The organism is Aeromicrobium jepli (assembly GCF_047246605.1).
Lineage (GTDB): Bacteria > Actinomycetota > Actinomycetes > Propionibacteriales > Nocardioidaceae > Aeromicrobium.
This window is the reverse complement of sequence record NZ_JBFOKO010000003.1, coordinates 209,943-229,618: the sequence shown is the minus strand read 5'-3', so window position 1 is coordinate 229,618 and position 19,676 is coordinate 209,943. Positions and strand designations below refer to the sequence as shown.

Annotated in this window: 19 protein-coding genes; 16 read left to right on the top strand and 3 right to left on the bottom strand. The window is 64.8% G+C overall.

Annotation, left to right across the window (positions count from 1 at the left end; translation table 11 throughout):
* Together cas7e and cas5e are read left to right on the top strand one after the other, a co-directional pair.
* A complete protein-coding gene (gene cas7e / locus AB3M81_RS08195) occupies window positions 1-1,053 on the top strand; it encodes a type I-E CRISPR-associated protein Cas7/Cse4/CasC (RefSeq protein WP_412903401.1) in 1,053 nt (350 codons plus the stop codon).
* Entirely contained in the window at window positions 1,050-1,748 is a 699-nt protein-coding gene (cas5e, locus tag AB3M81_RS08190) for a type I-E CRISPR-associated protein Cas5/CasD (RefSeq protein ID WP_412903400.1), read from the top strand. Before cas7e ends, cas5e begins: the two co-directional genes overlap by 4 nt.
* A 45-nt stretch (window positions 1,749-1,793) precedes the next feature.
* On the opposite strand, the gene AB3M81_RS08185 is transcribed toward cas5e, so the two are convergent.
* Genes AB3M81_RS08185 through cas3 form a run of 3 tightly spaced genes read right to left on the bottom strand, consistent with a single transcriptional unit; the run spans window position 1,794 to window position 5,326 of the window.
* Window positions 1,794-2,069 (bottom strand): hypothetical protein, encoded by a 276-nt coding sequence (locus AB3M81_RS08185; protein ID WP_412903399.1) that lies wholly within the window; start codon window positions 2,067-2,069, stop codon window positions 1,794-1,796.
* Between the two features lie 37 nt (window positions 2,070-2,106).
* Window positions 2,107-2,370, bottom strand: a complete 264-nt coding sequence (locus AB3M81_RS08180; RefSeq protein WP_412903398.1) for a hypothetical protein — start codon at window positions 2,368-2,370, stop codon at window positions 2,107-2,109.
* Between the two features lie 13 nt (window positions 2,371-2,383).
* On the bottom strand, window positions 2,384-5,326 hold the full coding sequence (gene cas3, locus AB3M81_RS08175; protein WP_412903397.1) for a CRISPR-associated helicase Cas3': 2,943 nt from the start codon (window positions 5,324-5,326) through the stop codon (window positions 2,384-2,386).
* 816 nt (window positions 5,327-6,142) lie between these two features.
* Between cas3 and AB3M81_RS08170 the strand changes: the two genes are divergently transcribed.
* The 14 genes from AB3M81_RS08170 (at window position 6,143) to AB3M81_RS08105 (ending at window position 19,619) form a co-directional block, all read left to right on the top strand.
* Window positions 6,143-7,216 carry a hypothetical protein gene (locus AB3M81_RS08170; protein WP_412903396.1) on the top strand — a complete coding sequence of 358 codons (1,074 nt, stop codon included), beginning with the start codon at window positions 6,143-6,145 and terminating at the stop codon, window positions 7,214-7,216.
* 48 nt (window positions 7,217-7,264) lie between these two features.
* A complete protein-coding gene (locus AB3M81_RS08165) occupies window positions 7,265-9,514 on the top strand; it encodes a DEAD/DEAH box helicase (protein WP_412903395.1) in 2,250 nt (749 codons plus the stop codon).
* Window positions 9,515-9,666: 152 nt separating this feature from the next.
* Window positions 9,667-10,218 (top strand): hypothetical protein, encoded by a 552-nt coding sequence (locus tag AB3M81_RS08160; RefSeq protein ID WP_412903394.1) that lies wholly within the window; start codon window positions 9,667-9,669, stop codon window positions 10,216-10,218.
* Between the two features lie 67 nt (window positions 10,219-10,285).
* Window positions 10,286-10,627 (top strand): hypothetical protein, encoded by a 342-nt coding sequence (locus tag AB3M81_RS08155; RefSeq protein ID WP_412903393.1) that lies wholly within the window; start codon window positions 10,286-10,288, stop codon window positions 10,625-10,627.
* A gap of 34 nt (window positions 10,628-10,661) precedes the next feature.
* The gene (locus tag AB3M81_RS08150) at window positions 10,662-11,717 is read left to right on the top strand and encodes a hypothetical protein (RefSeq protein WP_412903392.1); all 1,056 of its coding nucleotides are present in this window, start codon (window positions 10,662-10,664) and stop codon (window positions 11,715-11,717) included.
* 87 nt (window positions 11,718-11,804) lie between these two features.
* Window positions 11,805-12,605: a hypothetical protein gene (locus AB3M81_RS08145; protein WP_412903391.1), complete on the top strand. Its 801-nt coding sequence runs from the start codon at window positions 11,805-11,807 to the stop codon at window positions 12,603-12,605.
* A 36-nt stretch (window positions 12,606-12,641) separates the two neighbouring features.
* The gene (locus AB3M81_RS08140; RefSeq protein ID WP_412903390.1) at window positions 12,642-13,505 is read left to right on the top strand and encodes a hypothetical protein; all 864 of its coding nucleotides are present in this window, start codon (window positions 12,642-12,644) and stop codon (window positions 13,503-13,505) included.
* Window positions 13,506-13,530: 25 nt separating this feature from the next.
* Window positions 13,531-14,349 (top strand): hypothetical protein, encoded by an 819-nt coding sequence (locus AB3M81_RS08135; protein ID WP_412903389.1) that lies wholly within the window; start codon window positions 13,531-13,533, stop codon window positions 14,347-14,349.
* A gap of 51 nt (window positions 14,350-14,400) precedes the next feature.
* The gene (locus tag AB3M81_RS08130) at window positions 14,401-15,699 is read left to right on the top strand and encodes a DNA-methyltransferase (RefSeq protein WP_412903388.1); all 1,299 of its coding nucleotides are present in this window, start codon (window positions 14,401-14,403) and stop codon (window positions 15,697-15,699) included.
* A 2-nt stretch (window positions 15,700-15,701) separates the two neighbouring features.
* Entirely contained in the window at window positions 15,702-16,367 is a 666-nt protein-coding gene (locus AB3M81_RS08125; RefSeq protein WP_412903387.1) for a hypothetical protein, read from the top strand.
* A 361-nt stretch (window positions 16,368-16,728) separates the two neighbouring features.
* The gene (locus AB3M81_RS08120) at window positions 16,729-18,186 is read left to right on the top strand and encodes a hypothetical protein (RefSeq protein ID WP_412903386.1); all 1,458 of its coding nucleotides are present in this window, start codon (window positions 16,729-16,731) and stop codon (window positions 18,184-18,186) included.
* Between the two features lie 81 nt (window positions 18,187-18,267).
* Window positions 18,268-18,768 (top strand): hypothetical protein, encoded by a 501-nt coding sequence (locus tag AB3M81_RS08115; protein WP_412903385.1) that lies wholly within the window; start codon window positions 18,268-18,270, stop codon window positions 18,766-18,768.
* Window positions 18,769-18,822: 54 nt separating this feature from the next.
* Complete coding sequence (locus AB3M81_RS08110; RefSeq protein WP_412903384.1) at window positions 18,823-19,002, top strand: hypothetical protein; 180 nt, start codon at window positions 18,823-18,825, stop codon at window positions 19,000-19,002.
* Complete coding sequence (locus AB3M81_RS08105) at window positions 19,002-19,619, top strand: nuclease-related domain-containing protein (protein ID WP_412903383.1); 618 nt, start codon at window positions 19,002-19,004, stop codon at window positions 19,617-19,619. Before AB3M81_RS08110 ends, AB3M81_RS08105 begins: the two co-directional genes overlap by 1 nt.
* Window positions 19,620-19,676: the final 57 nt, after the last annotated feature.

The following is a 19,676-nucleotide window of genomic DNA, read 5'->3' as shown; positions in this document are numbered from 1 at the left end:
ATGGCCCTGCATCTGGACTTCCACGCCCTCCACTCGGTTCCCGTCTCGAACCTGAACTCCGACATGTCGCGCATGCCGAAGACCGCGACGTTCGGTGGCGTGCAGCGCGCCCGCGTGTCCTCGCAGTCGTGGAACGCCGCCATCCGCGAGCACCTCACCGAGGAGCAGAACATCGAGCACGGGTACCGCACCCGTGACATCCTCGGCCTCATCGGCGAGCACGACCCGAAGGCCGCCGAGGGTCTCGGGAAGATCCTCGCCGACAAGTCCAACAAGGTGCTGTTGTTCGACACGAAGACCAAGCAGTTGAAGTCGACGTTCTTCTTCACGCCCAGCCACCTCGACGCGCTCACCACGCTCGGCCGGACCGGCACCAGCGAGGTGTCCAAGGCGCTCGCGGCCATCGTCACCGACAAGACCAACGTCCCCATCGACGTCGCCCTGTTCGGTTCCACCCTCGCCGCCCTGCCCGAAGCGAACGTCTCGTCGGTCGGTGCGGCCATGCATGCCCTCTCGACCCACGAAGTCAATCTGGAGTTCGACGAGTTCGTCGGGATGGACGACGCAGCGGACCGGAACTTCGGCGCCCACCTCGGCGTGAACGACTTCCTCTCCGCCACGTTCTACCGATTTCACACCATCAACCTCGACGAAATGCGCGAAACCGTCGGCCCGGACCGCGTGAGTGCAGCAATCCGTGCGTTCACGCGTGCGTTCGCCGAAGCGGTCCCCGCGGGACGGCGCGGCACCTTCAACGCCGACACCCGCCCTGACCTGCTCCTCGCGCTCATCCGTCAGGGACGTCCCGAGCCGTACGTGAACGCGTTCGAGTACCCCGTCGCCCCGAGCGGTCGCGGGTACGTGGCTCCGTCCGTCGACGCGCTTGAGGACTACCACGAGACGCACTGTGCGACGTGGGGCGCACCGGTGGACGGGTGGCTCGTCAACACGGTCACGACCACCGGCACACGGTTCCCGTACACGACCTCAGCCACCTTCGGTCACCTGCTCGACGTCATCGGTGACCGGTCCGCCGGGCTCGTCGCGCCGTGACCGCGACCGCGACCCTCGTTCTCCGCCTCGCCGCTCCCATGCAGGCGTGGGGAACCACCAGCCGATTCGCCGACCGGGCCACCGACATGGTGCCGTCCAAGTCCGGTGTCATCGGACTCATCATGGCCGCCCTCGGCGCCGCACGAGACGATCACGCCACCATCGAGATGCTCGCGAAGACGCGGTTCGCGGTCAGGGTGGACTCCCCCGGCGTCATCGAGCACGACCTGCAGACCGCCCGCAACGGCGATGACGTGTTCCCGTTGTCGCAGCGCGCGTACCTCGCCGACGCAGTGTTCGTCGCGTTCATCGAGTTCGAGCATGCCGGTGATGCCCGTGCGGTCGCCGAAGCGCTCAACCATCCCATCTTCACGCCCTACCTCGGCCGCAAGGCGTTCCTGCCGACCGGACCCTTGGTCCTCGGTGTTCATGACGGACCCATCGAGCCGCTTCTGACGGAGGTCTCTCACCAAGGTCGTGCCCATTATAGTGTGCACGTGTCATGTGAAGTGCACATCGACGCCGACTCGAGCGCGTACGACCGGGTGGTCCGAGACGTCCCCGTGTCGTTCGCAGGCAAGAAGCATCGGGACCGGTTCGTGAAGATCACCGCCGTGCAGGTCGTCAACGAGAACGCTGCCGCGGACTCCCGAGCGTGGTTCGACACGTTCTTCGAGGCGCTGCCGCGAGTTTAGGTCAGGCGTGACAACCCGCAGGGGTGTCCAAAACTCCACCGAAACTCACCGACGCCGGTGGTAGTCCTCGAACGCCTCCTCGATGAGACGTTGAGACTCCCGGATCGTTTCCTCCGCCAGCGTCATCTGCTCCTCGGCGCGCGCCCGCAAAGCAGCGTTCGGGTCATGCTTCAACGACTCGAGCATCGCGAGCGTCCGGGTCGCCGTTTCCTCCGCAGCCCTCGACGCTTTCATCGCACCACGCAAAGAATGCACCGACGACGCCAACGCCAACACGAGCGCAGCATAGAACCAGACCTCCACCCAGTCGCTTGCGCTCACTGCTTCCTCCTACTGTTCACGAGGCGAAGATCAACCTTCACGATCCGGAGAACATGACGTCGACCTTCTCGCGGAACGTCGCGGCCGATGCGCTCAACTCTGCTGCCGCCTGCTCAGCCTGAACGTGCAACCGTGACCCTTCGGCCACCTTACGCGCCAGCGTGACGGTCTCGTGGGCATCTGCTTCGGCTCGCTGCGCCGCAACAAGAACGGCGTCGACCTCCCGGCGCAGATGCACGTACGCGACAAACGCGGCCACGGTGACGACTCCGGCGAACCCGATGGCGACGAACCCCCACATGAGTGTTCCCCTCTCAGGAGACGATGGCGCCGATCTCCCGGTCATATGCGACAAACTGAGCCGCGTGCTCACGCGTATCGAGCCACACGACCGGCTTACCGGACAGGGGCCCGGCGTTGAACGAGTCCGTCCACCCCGGATGGAACTGGTGCCGGATCTTCAAACCCCCGGAGTCGGACCGGTTGAACACGTGCGCCGGGATTCGCAGCGAGCACGCGTTCACCGCCTCCCGTAGCGCATCATCGGTGATCGGTTGACCGGGCGTGATCGGGATGGCCTTCAAGTCCGGACCGAACGACGACGCCGACGGCAAGAAGAACTCCGGCTCGTCGTCCGCGTCGATGCAGTCCAGCAGAATCACCTCGGTCGGCATGAGCGAGTCACGCACCGACGCGTCAAGGGCCTGCCCGCCCAACTCGTTGTACAAGAACCCCTCGAGGAGAGCGAGGTTGCCGAAGTCGGCGCGCTGTGTGACCGAGTGGATGAGGAACGCGGCCGCACGGGCGCGGGCCTCCTCACGGTGGGTGCGGGCTTGCAGCCACGCCCACTTCACGATGCCCGCGTACTTGGCGTTCCGTTTGATCAGCGGATCCTCCTCGGGACGGAACGACTCGATCTCCCACATGTAGGCGACGTGCACCATCTTGGCGATGTCGCCGGGTAGGGAGACCGTGGCCCGGTTCCGGAACTGCAGCATGGCCCGGTAGATGAGCATGTGCTCGTAGATGAACGACGACGAGGCGCCAGCCTCACCGAGTTTAAGGACGTCATCGACGCGCCAGTTCGCGTGTCGCAGCACCGCCAGCGGGGTGGTGAGTCGGTCGGGCCGGTGACCGTCGCGGGCCCGGTGTCGGTGGATGCGACCCATCCGCTGGAACAGCACGTCGGTGGGTGCGACGTCGGTGACGAGCATGTCGAAGTCCACGTCGAGGGACTGTTCGACGACCTGCGTGGACACGAGGATCTGTAGCGACGTGTCGGCGGCGTTACCCTCTCCGAACATGGTCGAGATGCGGGCGTCACGTTCGAGACGGTCACCGTCGGTGAACCTCGCGTGCATCAACTGGACCGCGTCTCCGAAGTGCTCGCGCAAGTTCCGGTAGGTCTCCTGTGCCCCCTTGACGGTGTTGCGAATGATGAGCGCACGCCCTGAGGGTTGACCGTTCTTGCGCAGCAGCGCGTCGAGACGTCGAGCCATCTGGTGGTCGTTCTCGTTCCAGCGACCAATCTTGACCTGCACCTTCGGGGACACGGGGGCCGCCTTGTGCATGCCCTTGCCTTCGTGGCTGAACCACGTGATGGCCGGGTAAGCGGGGGTGATCTTGAGGTCGGTCTGCACGAGTGGGTTCTTCTCGGGGTTCCCGGACTGACCGCGGACGTACGCGTCGATGAAGTCCTGCCGGGTGTGTACAGGCAGGGTTGCCGACAGCATGACGACCGGGATGTTGTACGAGCCGAGGTACTCCAGCACGACGTCCATGTACCGGTTCATGAACGCGTCGTAGGCGTGCGCTTCGTCGATGATGACGACCTTGCCTGCGATGCCGAAGTGCCGCATGGGGATGTTCCGTCCGGCGAGCGCCATCATGAGCAACTGGTCGACGGTCGCTACGACGAAGTTCGCGAGCCCGGTCTTGCGGCCGGTGAGCCACACGTGCGCGAACGCGTGCTGGTCGTCCTCAGCCAAGGTCGCGTCGGGAAGGCGAAGCGTCTCGAGTCGCTGGTTGTAGGACGCCTTGGAGTGCACGAGGGAGACGGTGTGCTTGCCGTGGTCGTCCAGCGACTCCGAGGAGTTGTTCAGCCAGTCGATGATGCGGTCGAACATCCGGTCGGTGGTGACCTGCGTCGGCATCGCCATCATGATGCCTCCGGCGCCGGACCGGTGCGCGAGGATCTCTGCGGCCATGAGCCCGGCTTCGGTCTTGCCTTCACCCATCGGCGCTTCGATGATGAGCAGGCTTGCGGGGTCGCATTCGTTGGCCGCGTCGTAGGCGGCTTGCTGGACGGGTCGGGCCTTGGCGTCTCGTCCGGGCACGAATCGGCTGGCGAACATGGTGTCGGCGTCTTCGCAGCACGCGAGCGACGGCGCCCACGGAGGCGGGACGGAACCGAGCCGGATCCATGCGGGGTCGCTGCGGGTGGTGTCGTCGCGGTTCTGGGCCGGGGGTAGTACGCCGGGCTGGTGCAGGTACAACGGGAACAGGTCGGTCGCGGAGGCGAGCCAGTCGGCGTACACGACGAGCGCGGAGTACAGCACCTGCACCTGCTGGCTGGGCGGGTTGACGGACACGGCGATGAGGGTTTCGAAGTCCAGATCGGCGAGGTAGAGGGCTCGTTCGAGGTGTTCGTCGCGGACGTGTTCCCACTCGTCGGGGCCGTAGAGGCGGTCGGTGGCGGCGAGGCTGTCGAGCCGTTCGGTGCCGTGTCGACCGTGGTGTCCACCGAGGATGTAGCCGAGCCATGAGGTGTCGTAGTCGCGTCCGGTGGGGTCGCCCGAGGTCATCCAATCCGACAGCGCGAAGTGGGATGCGAGGGCATGCATGAGGGTCTTGCGTTCGGGTGATCGGACGTTGAGGTCGGCCTCGATGACGAGGTCGTGGCGGTGCATCTCGGTGGCGAGGGTGTCGTTCATGACGGCGAAGCAGGGGGTGGCTTTGCCGACGTCGTGGCTCGCGGCGAGGAAGATTCCGATGGCTCGTGCGGTGGTCTCGCGGTCGGTTTCAGGGATGCTGTCGGGTAGGGCAGAGGTGATGAGTTCGCGGGTGACCTTGGGTAGCCAGTCGTCCCAGATCTTGGCTGCGGCGTCGCCTGCGTCCTTCAAGTGCTGGTGTAGTGGGAGCCAGTGCAGGCGCGTGTCGGTGGCCGGGAGGCGGTTCCCGTCGAGACCGTACTGGCCCAACTTGTTGGTCTTGGCCCAGACGGACAGGGCAGCGTCCGACATCGTGAAGGTGGTCACGAAGGGGCAAGACCCGCAAGATGGGAGTCGCCGATCAAGACTTGCAATGCTCATTACAGTGTGCCTTGTGGGGCGTGATGACTTCCGTCCGGAAGCACAAGGTAATGTGCCTGCACGAGCGCTCCGGTGTTGCGATTGTTTGCAGTGCTCTGCACATTTTTGCAGGAGTGGTTTTGGGTTGGAGCCACCACTGGGCGTCTCAGTGAGCGTTCAGGAGGGTCAACGGGTGCTTCATAGGCCTCGACTCGGGCGCCGGTGAGTCGGATGAGTCGGGTCGCTTCGACGAGTCGAACGGTCACGAACGCTGTTTCGGGGATGAAAGTTGGATCTGGCTCCAACTGGCTCCAACCACTTGGAGCCAAGATTTTCACTCGCGTTCGAGGGCAAATCGGACCTTGGGTCCAAAATACCAACTTTTCCCGCTACCCCACCCTTATACAGAGAACCCGTCTCATCTCAGTCTGAGATTTTGAGATGAGATGGCCCCCTAGTAGTAGTAGATCTATTTTGGATCTTTGGATCCAAGTAAGTAAGTAAGGGGGAAAGCCCTCCAATGCCAGTAAGAATCTTGGCTCCAGATCCATCCGAAAATCTGGAGCCACGCTGGAGCCACTGGAGCCAAGGTCCGGACAGGTGCAAACGGTTGCAAGTCCTGCAAGTTTGCAACCGGGACCGTCCTGACCACTGATCGGAAACGAGGTCGCTTCATCCCTTGAACGGGGCATGACCTCGACGAAGCCCAAGTACCGTTCCGCTGCCGAGTGGACGGACGCGCACCGCCGGGAAGCCACCGCGGCTGGACGTCCCCTCCTACGCATGCAGCACCCGATGACGTACAACGTCATGCGTGACGGGCTGCCGTACCTCGTCGTCGCCTCCCGAGACAAGGCGCTTCACGTCGCCGAGTACGTCGGGGAACGAGAGGTGTCCCGCGCTCACGGTGGTGACGCGGTGAACGTGTTGCAGGAGCGAGTCACCGGCATGCACTGGTCGAAGAAGGCCGAGCCCGCCGACGACCAGCCGCGCGCGATCATCTTCGCCGACCACGCCGCCATCACCACGGCCGCTCGCACCCTCGCCGACTTCGCGTTGGTGAAGAACGCGAGCAACAAGTTCTTCGCCGTCGCCCGTCGTCTCACGTTCCGTGCATCGCAGCCGGTCGGCTACCGGTTCGTGATTCTGCCCGATGCTCTCGCCGAACGTTTCCATGCTCCGGTTGACATGAACCTGCGTTCGGTCGAGGCGTGGGCTGACGCGTTCGGGGTGAAGGCCAACAGTGACGGTCTGGCAACGATGGCTCGCCTCGTCTCCGAAGGCAACCCCGTCGACATCAAGATCGCGAACGCGTTCGACCAGAAGGAACGCAACGCGTTGAGCCAGTCGTCGTACTCGTCCATCAAGACGCAGTGCAACTGCTTGGAGTCGGCGGCGAAGGCGATCGACTTGGCTGACACCATCCGCGGCCTCGACCCGATGCTCACGGAGTACAACGACCTGTCGGGTCTGACGACGACCGTGACGTACACCGGTCACGGTTCACGCTTCCCTCGCTTCAACATCGTCGGCAACTGCAACTTCAAGGAGGGTGAGTCGCTGTGGCTGACGAACACCCACGGGAGCAAGTTCGCGTTCCGGGTGCAGCGCCTGTTCCTTGAGAGCGACCGGCTCGTCGCGGAGTTGGAGCCGACGTCCTCGTCGTACGCGGACGTGAGGGATTGGGAGGACGTTCGCCCGGAGTACGGGTCTCGTCTGGTGGCGTTGTCGTCGCCGTTCCTGTTCGCTCGCAAGAAGGACGTCACCCGCAACTGGTCCCCGTACGAGAAGCAGGAGCCGGTGCCGGGTCGCGCGATGCCGGTGTCGGTGGCTCTGGCTGGTGCGCGCCGTGGCTGAACGCCCCGGGCTCTCGATGTGCGGCGGGCAGGACGCATAGAGCCAGTCATGCCTGCCGCCTACCTCATCGGAACGATCTCCCAGCCGGAGGTCGCGTTGACGTTCGACTTCTCGGACCGTCACGCGACGACCGGTCAGCCGTTGCAGGCGTGGGTGAAGGGTCTGCCGGGGCGCCGGTGGGATCGGTCTGCTGGTCGGTGGACGGTGCAGTGCTTCGGTGCGATGCCGACCGCGGCGTTGCGTGAGGCGGGTTTCATGTGCGACCCGGAGGCGCAGCATCCGGAGCGTCACGAGTCGTTGGACGGGGTGTTCGATCTGGATGAACTCGTCCCGCCGTTGGTGCTCGCGCACGAGACCCGACCGATCGCTGTGGTGCGGATGCGGTTCTCGGGCTGGGATCGCACGAAGCGGTTCCTGCCGTTGGGTGCGACGTGGGACAAGGCGACCCAACGCTTCGAGGTGCGGCTCGTCGATCTGGTGACGTTCTCACCTCAAGGCGAGCGGGTCATCTGGCCGAACTTGCAGTACATGGGGAACACGGTCGAGCGTGCGTTCGCTCAATCGCTCGTGGACGCGCCGACAGATTCGGCGATCGCGACGGTCGCTGCGACAGCCGCCATGTCCACGGGTCTGGACTTGACGAAGCAGGCCGAGGAAGCGGTCGCGTCTCTGGTCGCCGAAGTGGGTGACATCCCGGACGACTTCACGATGGCGTTGTACCCGTACCAGCGTCTGGGTGCGCTCGCGGCCGCCGCCGGACGAGGCCTCCTCGCCGATAGCCCCGGGCTCGGCAAGACCCGTCAGGCTCTTGCTGCGGCGTCGTTGCGTCGTTCACACCGGACCGTCATCGTCGTCCCGCCGGTCGTGGTCACGAACTGGGTCAAGGAGACCGAGGAGTCGAGCCTCGCCAAGAACTGTCACGGCGAGATCGTGATGTTCCGCGCCGGTCGCAAGGAGCGCCCGTTCCCTGACCGTGGCGTCGTGGTCATCCCCGACTCACTGATGGTGTCGCGTCCGCATCTGGTGCAGCAGGCGATCGACTGGGCGCCTGAGGTGTTCGTGTACGACGAGGCGCACCGGGCCCGGAACTGGGAGTCCAAGCGGTCCGAGGTGATGCGTGCGTTCTCCGAGCAACTCCCGGCCGACTGCCTGCGCATCGCGATCTCCGGCACTCCCCTGTTCTCCCAGCCGCACGAGTTGGCGTCCATCCTCGCGATCACGGGCCACCTCGACCCGGTGTTCGGCGGGTACTCGAACTTCCTGACCGAGTACTCCAAGCAGAACCACTTCAAGGCGTGGGTGGCGCAGAAGAAGAAGTTGCCCCAGTTGCGTCAGCGGTTGTCCGAGCATGTGTGGGTGCGCCGGTTGAAGGCCGACGTGCTCAAGGATCTGCCGCCGAAGTCGCGAGTGGGTGTGTTCGTGGACGTCGACTTGAAGGACTACCGCAAGGCTCACGACGAGGTGATCGACAAGATCACTGACTGGCTGGTCTCGTTCTGGGATGAGAAGGCCGAGGAGGCGGCGAAGATCATCGCCGACCCGAAGGTCTCACCGGAGGTGGAGGCGAAGGCGGGCCCGCGTTGGCCGAACGGCGAGGAGAAGGACTCGTGGGCGCGTCAGCAGATCGGGCTCATGTCCCCTCTGCGCAAGGCCGCGGGTGTCGCGAAGGTGCCTGTCGCGTTGGACACGATCAACGACTGGGTGGCGTCGAACCGTCTCGACAACCCGGCACCCGATGGGAGCCTGTACGACCGGCCGCTGCTGGTGTGGGCTCACCATCAGGAGGTCATCGCCGCGTTGCAGGACGGTATCGCGGCGGCGAACAAGGAGGTGCAGGTTGCGGTCGAGATCATCGACGGTGCGACCCCGGCCGCCACTCGAGGCGCGATCGTGGACCGGTTCCAAGCGGGCAAGATCGGTGTGCTCATCGCGTCGAACACCGCTGCGGGTGTCGGCATCACGTTGACGCGCGGTTCGGACATGATCTTCGTGGAGACCGACTGGACTCCGGCGATCGTGTCGCAGTGTGAGGACCGCCAGTGCCGTATCGGTCAGACGCAGCCTGTCATCTGCAAGACGCTCATCGCTCCGGAGACGTTGGATCAGCGCATCCAGAAGGTGCTGTTGACGAAGGCGGAGGTCTTGAACGAGGTGCTCGGCGGCACGGAAGCCGACGTGGCTGTCGCTTCGACTGATGACGATCTGGTGGCGCCTGCGGAGATCATCCTCGCGTTGATCGAGGTGGCGGAGCCGAAGGCGGTCAAGGCGTTGAAGGAACGCGCCAAGTTGGCGGCCTGACCGGACGGACAACCCCGGGCCCATTATACTGTGCCCATGATCGGGTTAGGCGCCAGTCGCGGGCTTGAAGGGTTATGAGCGAAACCAAGCCGACCATCCGGAACCGCGGAGCCGACCCGAAGGTCTACTCGACCACCGGCTACCCGCTCCCGATGGTTCACGACTCGGTCGTTCACCCCGACCGTCGCGAGCACGCCGATTCGCTGTACTCGGTGACCGACGAGGACGGCTGGGACGGCGAGAACGCACGACAGCGGCTCTCCACCCACCGCGAATGGTGGCCGGTCCCGTGGATCAACGGCGACCACGGCCTCCGAGGCGACTTCCACTCGTTCCGTGACGACATGGAGCGTGCCGAAACCGAACGGCTCTGCTGCGTCTGCGGCGATGGCCTTGGCTTGTCGGTCTTGATCGGCGCCCTCAGTGGGAAGGACGAGACCTCGGGTGGATGGTCCCACCCCAAGTGCCTGCGTCTGGCGGTCACCATATGCCCCCACTTCACCCGCGGTGAGCCCGACCCAGATCGAATCTCTGGCTGGCTGTGGGTCGGCGACGGCGTCGGGCTCGCCGACGCGGCCACGTTCAGCATCGACGAAGTGCACCCGGACGCGGTTCCGTTGACCCGCGCAGACATCGACCGGCTCGCGCAAGCCGACCCGATGGGCGAGACTGACCTTCGCTCGTTGATGACCGTCCCTTCCTGACGACTCTCGTCACTTCTGGACCTTCATCAGGTCCGGGTGCCGCATGTCTTCGGGTATGGGGGTCTCAGTGAAGGCGGATCAGCCGCGTAACGCGGACGGCACATGGGGCGAGAAGCCTCGCGGTGAACCGGTAACGACGTTGACCGGTTACACCGCCGACAAGATGTTCGCGGAGCGCGTCGATGCGCTGCTCATCTTGTACGGGCTGAGGAAGACCAGTGACGGGCTGTGGTTCGTCCCGTGCGACGGCTGCGACCATTGTGACCCTCACGAGAACTGCAGCGCCGCAGCGATCCAGTCGGGTGTGAAGTTCCATCCGGACCTGTACCGCTCGGGTCGGGACCGGCGTCGTTTGTGCCTGTCATGCCGGGAGGTCGAGTCGGTCGATGACCCCGGCTGGCTCTGGTGATCGAGACCGGAATGGTTACGGGCTTGCACGGGCCATGAGCATCACTGTCGAGCCCGCGCCAACCGTCACCGAGACGGACATCTTCGGTAACCCTCTCGGCCGCGGCGGGTACGCGCGAGACGGCCGCGGATCGGCGCTGGTGGTGACCACGGACCCGTTCGACGTGTACAAGTCCGGCGCCAAGAAGGGCATGTTGAAGACGTACGCGTACAAGGCGGCCTCGTCGATCGGTATCTCCACCTCGACCGAGGGGTTGGACCAGTGGAAGCAGAACCGTCTGCTGCTCGCCACGATCATCGACCCGGACCTGACGACTCGCCTGTTCCACGCGATGGACGGCATCAACCCGGAGTCCGACGAAGGCAAGGCGGTCTTCCGGACGTTCCGCGACGAGGCCCACGAGTTGGCCGAGACACAGATCGCCGCGACACGCGGTTCGTTCGCTCACTGGTTGACCGAATGCGCCGACAACGGCGAGTCCCCGCTCGAGGGTCTCGCGCACGGAGAAGCGATCGGTATCGACCCGGGCACCGCCGAGCGGATCATCGCCGGGTGGGAGGCCGTGAACATCGAGTTCGGGTTCAAGGCTCTCGCGGTGGAGGCCAAGATTGTCAACGACGAGGCGAAGGCGGCCGGTACGACCGACCGTGTGGTCGAGTTGACCAAGCCGTTGACGGTCACCATCGGTGGTGAGTCTGTCGTCCTTCCGGTCGGCACGATCGTCATCGTGGACTTCAAGAGCGGCAAGTTGCGTCGCGCGCAACGCACGGGCCTGCCGCAGTACTGGCACAAGTACGCCGCCCAGATCGCCACCTACGCGGGCGGTCACCCGTACGACCCGAAGAACCACGTCCGGATGGCGTGGACTGACATCGGTGTCCCGGCGCGCCCGTCGCAGGAGGTCGGGTTCATCGTGCACGCCGACTTGGAGGCTCTCGCCGACGGCACGAGCGGCGCTGATCCGCGGGAGGCGTTCAGCGTGTTCGCGCTCGACCTTGGGGTGGGGCGGGAGTACGCGGCCGCGTCGAACCTGCTGCGGGCCACCGAGTCGGGTGCGGGGAAGTCGTTCTCGCTGGTGGAGGTCGGCTGACCCCGACGCGATCCGCGTCCCGTGTCGCTATGTCTGTTTCTAAGAGAAACGCGGCGAGGAGTTCGTCTTGACCGCACACCTTCTGTCATGAGCATCGACAAGCACGGCCGCCCCGTCAACGCTGAGAAGGGCAAGCAGGGCTTCCAACCGACCAGCCGCACCGAACCAGTCAAGTCGATCCATGATGGGTTCGTGATGTACGAACGCATCGACCAGTTCCCGACCGAACAGACCGCCGTCGAGACGCTCAAGGTCGGCGACAACATCCTCAACGCGTCCGGCGACCGCATGTACACGGTCATCAAGGAGTTCGGCTACGACGACGAGGCTCAGGCCTACACATTCGAGACCTACCCCGGCGGCATCGACTTCGTGCATGAGGGAGAGATCGCGACGCGCATCATCGCCGACGACCCACGCACCATCGCTATCAAGGCGTTGAAGAACCACTCCCCTGAACGGATGCTCGAAGCGCTTCAAGGTCTCACCGCCCACGATCGGGTGTCGCACCTCGACCTGCCCATCGAGGACATGGTGACCGTCTCCCGGATGCTGTACCGCGAGGCCCCGCGCGTTCCGACCGTCGACGAGATGAGCAACAGCCAGTTGGACGACCTCGAACGCATCACCGCGACGCTGGTCACGGAGGACTACTACCGGTCCTTGCCGTCGGCGCCCGCGAAGGACCGGTACGCGTCGTTCTCCTCCTGCAACACCCCGATGCAGATGGCTGGCGCATGGGAGTCGATGACCTCTCCGGAGTACCTGAGCGGAGACGGTGAGGCGACCGCGGCGCAGCAGGACCGGGTGTTGTCACGGCTGCGTCGCGACTACCTCACCCGTCGCGCGGAGATCGAGGCCACGTACCCGTTCATGACGTTCGACTGATCGGGTCGGCGGTCGTGGTCGCCGCATGTGACAGGTATGACCATGATCGGTGCAGACGTCGACTTCGAGCAGGCCGACGACCCCGGAACGGCGACCGGCCGTCTCGCGGTCCTGAGCACGAGCGAGAACCCTGACGTTCGTACCGCCGTCGCGGAGAACCCCTCGACCGACCCCGGCACCCTGCTCACTCTCGCGGCTGACGCGGACGTCGAGGTGCGTTTGTCGGTCGCGTCGAACCCATCGGCCGACCGGTCGGTCCTGTCGATGCTCGCCAATGACCGAGACGTGGATGTGCTCGTCGCTGTGGCGGAGAACCCGGTCGCCGACGTCGAGACCCTCACTCTTCTGGCGACTCATGAAGCGTGCGAGGTACGTTCGGCTGTCGCTCACCACACGGCCGACTCCGACCTGTTGCGGTCCCTCGCCTCGGACACCGACCCGGCTGTCGTCGCGTCGGTGGCCGCGAACCCACACCTGCCCGTCCCGCTGCTGACGATGTTGGCCGAGTCGGTAGAGACGAGTGTGCGGATCGCGGTCGCTCAGAACTCGGGTTGTGCAGGGTCGCTGCTGGACCGGATGCTTGACGACCCGGACGGTCGTGTCGGCGCGGCCGCAGCGGCGAACCCGAACATGGCTGAGGCCAAGGTGGTCGCGTTGGCGTCGGACCCAGCCGCGGAAATCCGGGACGGTGCCTTGTCGAACCCGAACATCACTGCCTGTCACCTGAGCGAATTGGCCCAGCACTTGAACGCGGACGTGCGCGCCGCGGTGGCGGCGAACTCGCGCCTGCCAGTGGAGGCGATGGCGGTGCTGGCCTCTGATGATGAGTGGCTGGTGCGGTACTTCCTGTCCCAGAACCCGAACCTCCCGCTAGATCTGCGCGAGACCCTCGACGTCTAACGCCTTGCCCGCACACCTGTCAGGCATGACCTCGAACCAGTCGAACAAGCCCGTCAACGTCGAGAAGGGCAAGCAGGGATTCCAGCCGACCAAGCGCGGCGAGACCACCACGAACACTCCCCTTCCGGCCCCGGCTGACGAGTTCCGTCCCGGCGACTGGCGCGAGCAGGGCGACTTCCGTGCCACCCTCGTCGAACTCGGCGAGGGCCTGAACGGCGAGTACGACGAGAACGACCCGACCGACGTCGAGTTGTACCGCATCGACGTTCAGGTCAAGGGCACCCACCCGTGGGCGGACCTCGACGACGACCCCGAGGACGGCATCTGGTTCAACACGACCGGTGAGACGTCTCTGTGCACGAACTTCGCCGCCTCGTCGTCCACTGAGGAGTCCGAGGCGTTCCTCGCTGCAGCGCTGGCTCACATCACCCGCCGCTCCGACACTGGGGACGGGTCCGCCAAGGGCGCCCTCGAGGACATCGCGGGCTGGTCCGAAGCGCCTCAGTCCCCCATCGAGGTTGGCGCCACGGTCATGTGGGACGACACCGAGTACAAGGTCGTCCCGCCGGAGATCTTCAACCCCGAGACCGTCACCATCGCCAACGAGGACGGCGTGGAGACGACCGTCTCGGTCGACGACGTGTCGGAGGTGTGCGACACGTGCGGCGCCATCGAAGGAACCCCTGCGTACGACAACCACCACGACTCGCAGAACTGCTGGGCTGAGACCCCCAGCCGATTCACGGGTGTCCCGCTGACGGAACGTGAACCGGTCTGCATGCGTTGTGAGACCACATTCGAGTCCTTCGAAGCGCGCGCCGCCCACTCCTGCAACGACTACTGAACCGACCCACGGCACGACTGATGTCGACGCCCCGGGTCGCATAGATCCGGGGTGCGCGACTTCACCCAGCCTGTCCTCGACCTCACCGGCCTGACCCTGTTTCACGGCGACTGCCTGCAGGTGCTCCGAGCCGACGAGAACGGCTACGACTACGCGCTCGGGTACGGCACCCGACACCTCATCGCCGACAACTCCGTCGACGCCGTGGTCACCGACCCGCCGTACGGCCTGTCATCTCCCCCAGACACCGCCGAGGTGCTCCGCCACTGGCTCACCGAAGGCCACTACACCCACGGCGCGGCCGGGTTCATGGGCGCCGACTGGGACTCGTTCGTGCCCGGACCGGCCATCTGGCGTGAATGCTTCCGCGTGCTCAAGCCCGGTGGCCATCTCCTCGCGTTCGCTGGCTCGCGCACTCATGACCTCATGGGCATGGCGATTCGGTTGGCCGGGTTCGAGATCCGCGACAGCATCTTCTGGACGTACGCGCAAGGGATGCCGAAGTCGCTCGACATCACCAAGGCGCTCACGAAGAAGGGCGACCCGGACGCCGACGTGTGGACCGGGTGGGGCACGAACTTGAAGCCCGCGCAGGAACCCATCACCGTCGCTCGTAAACCACTCGACGGGACGGTCGTCGCGAACGTCGCAACGCATGGTGTCGGCGGGTTGAACATCGACGCGACCCGCACTCAGATGGGTCAGGCCGACCGGGACAACATCAACGCCAAGCACGCGGGCATGAACGCTGACGAGTACGTCCGCAAGCCCGGCTCGTCGTTGAACTTGTCGGTGAACCCGCTCGCGTTGAAGCCCGCCGAAGCGCACGACCTTGGCCGGTGGCCGACGAACGTGGCCATGTCGCACGGGTACGACTGCGACGAGGGCGGCGCCTGCGTCGACGGGTGTCCGGTCGCTGAGTTGGATGCCCAGTCCGGCACCACGGTGTCCCGCAAGGGTAAGCCGCGCGGGACTGTGGATCGCCCCGAGGATGCGGTGTTTGGCGCGAAGACGTCAGGCCTGTCGGGTCAGACCGGACCGGAGTACAACGACGCGGGTGGCGCGTCGCGGTTCTTCCCGGTGTTCCGGTTCAACAAGAAGGCCACCACCGCCGAACGACCGGTCGTCGTCCTCGAGGACGGGACGGTCGTCAAGCACACGACTGTGAAGCCGCTCGAACTGATGCGCTGGCTGGTCCGTCTGGTCACCCCCGTCGGTGGTGTGGTGTTGGATCCGTTCGGTGGCTCGGGCACGACCGCGCAGGCTGCGCTCGCTGAGGGATTCTCGTGTGTGATGGTGGAGTTGGAGGACCAGCACATTCCGCTCATCGAGTCCCGGTTCGCGGCCTGATCGTGAACCTCGCGGCGGTGGGGCTTGGCCGTGGCGTGGATCCATCTGTGCAGCGCACGCTCATCCTTGCCGCCATCGGCGACAGGGACGTTCGCGCGTTGCGTGCGTTCGCTGAGGATCCGAACCTTGACGAGGACAACGCGCACCTGCTCGCTGGGTACGCCGAACAGCATCTGGATCTGTCGATCGCGAAACGGATCGTGAAGTCCGGGGTCGCGGAACCGAACGCCCTGTGGTTGTTCGTGTTGGACCCCATCATGGCCATGTTGGACCGTGATCATCCCGATCTGGTCGAGGCTATCGAGGCGTTCGCGTATTGCGCTGACCAGTGGACTGTCGAGACGACCCACATGTTCGCTTCGGTGACCGTCAAGCGCCACGACATCTTCCGCACAGCGATCCTGACGGCCGCCGAACGCACCCGCCACCCCGCAGGGTTCCTTGCCGAGAACATGTTCGTGTTCCTGCCCGTGGATGAGGAACTGCTCCTCGACTGCGAGAAGGCCATCGCGGTGAACAGGCACACACCCGGGCTACAACTGGCGAACTGGCATGACCATGACGAGTTCGAGATCCGTAAGGCTGTCGCCTACCACCCGAACACGCCACCGGAGGTGTTGGAGGTGCTCGCCGAGGAGTTCCCGATCTCGGACCGTCTCGTCGCATAGATCCAGACATGAAGCGTTCCCTCATCGCCGCAGTCGCGCTCGCCGTCTCGACGGTCACCTTGTCCGCGTGCACGAGCGAACCGCCCCGCCCGGACAACCCCAAGAGCGACTACTCCACCCCCGCACCGTTTGACGTCGACATCGACGAGGTATCCAAGCGGGTCGGCGAGGAGTTCACCGACGCCGTCATCGAGTACCGCAAGGGGCATCGTGAACTGCCCGGCGGATCGCTGGCCAAGATCACCAAGGACATCTCCGACCCGTTCGGCGCCCCGCTGTACGACACGATGAAGTTGAAGAAGTTCACGCCACGCAAGGACGGCACGTTCACGTTCACACTCGCCCTCGCCGACGGGAAGAAGTGGGACTTCGACAGCAAGAAGATCCGGCCGAACGACGGCGGTCACGCCGAGGACGCGAAGGAACCGTCGGAGAACATCGTCCCTCCGACCGGGACACCGTCAACCCCTCCTTCGCCGCCTTCGCCGAAGAAGTCGTAGACCCCGCATACCCTCACCACATGGGTAAGGACACTGTCGCTCGGCAGAAAGCCGCAGGTACCGAAGGTCGCTTCGGTGAACTCGGCCGTCCCGAACCTGTCAAGGACATGGATGTTGACGAGTTCGACTATGACCCGTCCGGGCCGGTCGTGCATGACTTCCCCGCGAACCTGTTGACCGTCGCTGAGCACGCGATCGAGAAGGCGAACCGGCGCGCCGAACGAGCCGGAATCACTGAACGGTTCGAGTACGACGTCGAACGGTACGAACGCACCTACACCAAGGACGGCATCGAACGAGTCGAGGAGCGCGTCAAGTTGGCGCTCGTGACCCCGGCGCTACGTCACGACGACTGGGAGTTCATCGCGAAGGTCAAGTGGGATCCTGAGGCTGGACCGACCGTCCACACCGCCGACGGTGCAGCCCTACGGGAACGACCCGACTTGCAACGGTGCGACATCTGCCACTCCGACCGTCCCCGCAACGACACGTTCGTCATTGAACGTGACGGTGAGCAGTTGCAGGTCGGTGGCGACTGCGTGAAGCGGTTCTTCGGGATTCGCCCGCAGGGCTTGTGGATGCTCGGGTACGACCTCGAGGCGCACATGCCTGACGACGAGGGTGGCTACTCCCGCGGCGCCGACCGCACCCAGCGTGAGCAGACGATGGCGCTCACGGTCGCTGTCGTGGAGGAACTCGGGTGGCTCCCCCGGTCCCGTGCCGGGTACGCGGGCAAGGAGGCGACCGCCGACATCGTTCACGCGCTGCTGTACTCCCCTCGTGACTTCGAGAAGACGGCCGAGAAGCGTGCTTTGAAGGGCCGGATCTTTGCTCGTATGGAGGACGCCGAGGACAAGGCTGAGAAGGTCATCGAGTTCGTCACCGACCCGGACAACAACGACGGCTCGGAGTACTTCGAGAACCTCGCGGCCGTCGTGAACGCTCCGTCGGTGTCGTCGAGGAACCTTGGCATCTTCGCGTCCGCTGTTTCTGCGTACGACCGAACCCAGACGCGTAAGGCTGAGGTTGCCGCGAAGGCGCACTCGGAGTTCATCGGGGTCGAGGGGAAGAAGGTTGCCGACGTGCCGGTGAAGGTCACGAACGTCCGTTACCTCGACGGCGACTACGGCATCCGCACTCTCGTGGAGATGACCGACCCGAAGGGCAACGTGGTCAAGTGGTTCGCGTCCGGCCGTAAGGAGTTCGAGACGGGCCAGTCGTTCACTCTTGCGGCGACGGTGAAGAAGCACGAGGAGTACCAGTCGGTGAAGCAGACCGTCGTCACTCGCGCGAAACTCGCACCCGTAGACGCTCCGTGAACGACCCGGGTGTGGTTCATGTGACGATGGGCGGGACCGGTTCTGATCGGAAAATCCCTGCAGTCAACCCTTAGAGAAGGTATGAACTTCAAGACCCACCTGCGACGCATCACCGATCTCGGCAAGGAGATCGAGGCGGAGCGCACCATCATCCGCAACGCCGTGAAGGAAGAGATCGAGGCCGGAGCACCCATCGGCGACTACGTCGAGATGACCTCGACGGATGTCGCGTTCGAGCAGGGCATCTCCGATGCTCTCCTGCGTGTCTTCCCGTACCTGTCCCATGTCACGTTCACCGACGGGAACCTGAACCTGTTCCTGCGCGAGGGTGACAAGTGGCTGACCCGCGAGGACAACATCGAGACCATGTCGCGGTTCATCCCGGACCTGATGAAGGCCACCGGCCAGCAGGACCGCCACATGACGGTCGTCATCTACAAGAAGCCCAAGACGAAGCGCGACCCGTTGACCGAACTGGTCCGCTTCGAGATCGTCACCGGTGAACTCCTCGCGTCCACCGTCGCCATCGGCGAGTACCCGGAGTTCTTCACCAGCCTCGACGAGGGACTCCGCACCCGCTGACCCTTCCCTCCATCTGCATGATGTGCCCCCTGATGTCGTCGCATATCAGGGGGCATGTCTGATCTCTCCCCCGAACAGCGCCGCTCCTTCGCTCAGCGGTACGCCGCCAAGCGGTCCAAGGCCGACGAAGAGGTCGCCGACTGGGTCAACGGCCGCGGCCAGTTCGTCATCGTCGGTGTGCTTGTGCTCATCGTCGCGTTCTTCCTGTTCCAGATCGTCGCTGGCCTGTTCTGATGGCGGAGCCGCGCAAGGGCCGCGTCGTCGGTAAGGCCGGAGGGTCACTGGACCAGTTCTCCACGTGGGGACAAGGTGACGGTTCGGCTGCCAAACGCGGCAAGCAGGGCGAGATCCGTACCGCCCGGCTCCTCGACGAACTCGCGTCACGTGACGGCGGGCCGAGCATCCTGCACGACCTGCGGATCCCGATGAAGGGCGTGTCCGCGAACATCGACCATGTGGTCGTGTCTGGGCGCCGGGTGCTGCTGTTGGACACGAAGGAATGGAAGCCGGGCTTCTACTGGACATTCCGTGGTCGCTCGTATCGAGGCCGGGATCGTGTCCCCCACGCGGAGAAGAAGACGATGGAGATGGCGTCCAAGGCCGTCCGTGGGTTCCTCGAGCGTGAGGGCGTGAAGGCGACGGTCGTGCATCCTGTCGTGGCGGTGTGGCCGTCGTCGAACAAGAAGACCCTCAACGTGTGGGCGTTGCGGTTCCCCGGCGCGCGCGTCATCCACGCGGACGGGCTCGGTCGTGCTGTCGGGCGCGTATTGAACAGCAGACCGTGGAAGAAGTGGGCGAACGACAACGCCGACGATGACGTGGTGAACGCGCTGGCGAAACTCCTGTACTGATCGGGTTCACCTCCCCGGCGGTCTTGCGGTTCACATGCCCGAGTCCTCCGGGGTTTT

Bases quoted from the DNA above. Each gene is read 5' to 3' on its own strand.
- AB3M81_RS08165 (WP_412903395.1), top strand. From the start codon at position 7,265: ATGCCTGCCGCCTACCTCATCGGAACGATCTCCCAGCCGGAGGTCGCG.
- AB3M81_RS08115 (WP_412903385.1), top strand. From the start codon at position 18,268: ATGAACTTCAAGACCCACCTGCGACGCATCACCGATCTCGGCAAGGAG.
- AB3M81_RS08180 (WP_412903398.1), bottom strand. From the start codon at position 2,370: ATGTGGGGGTTCGTCGCCATCGGGTTCGCCGGAGTCGTCACCGTGGCC.
- AB3M81_RS08170 (WP_412903396.1), top strand. From the start codon at position 6,143: ATGCAGCACCCGATGACGTACAACGTCATGCGTGACGGGCTGCCGTAC.
- AB3M81_RS08140 (WP_412903390.1), top strand. From the start codon at position 12,642: ATGACCATGATCGGTGCAGACGTCGACTTCGAGCAGGCCGACGACCCC.
- AB3M81_RS08145 (WP_412903391.1), top strand. From the start codon at position 11,805: ATGAGCATCGACAAGCACGGCCGCCCCGTCAACGCTGAGAAGGGCAAG.
- AB3M81_RS08160 (WP_412903394.1), top strand. From the start codon at position 9,667: ATGGTTCACGACTCGGTCGTTCACCCCGACCGTCGCGAGCACGCCGAT.
- AB3M81_RS08150 (WP_412903392.1), top strand. From the start codon at position 10,662: ATGAGCATCACTGTCGAGCCCGCGCCAACCGTCACCGAGACGGACATC.
- AB3M81_RS08135 (WP_412903389.1), top strand. From the start codon at position 13,531: ATGACCTCGAACCAGTCGAACAAGCCCGTCAACGTCGAGAAGGGCAAG.
- AB3M81_RS08105 (WP_412903383.1), top strand. From the start codon at position 19,002: ATGGCGGAGCCGCGCAAGGGCCGCGTCGTCGGTAAGGCCGGAGGGTCA.
- AB3M81_RS08110 (WP_412903384.1), top strand. From the start codon at position 18,823: ATGTCTGATCTCTCCCCCGAACAGCGCCGCTCCTTCGCTCAGCGGTAC.
- cas7e (WP_412903401.1), top strand. From the start codon at position 1: ATGGCCCTGCATCTGGACTTCCACGCCCTCCACTCGGTTCCCGTCTCG.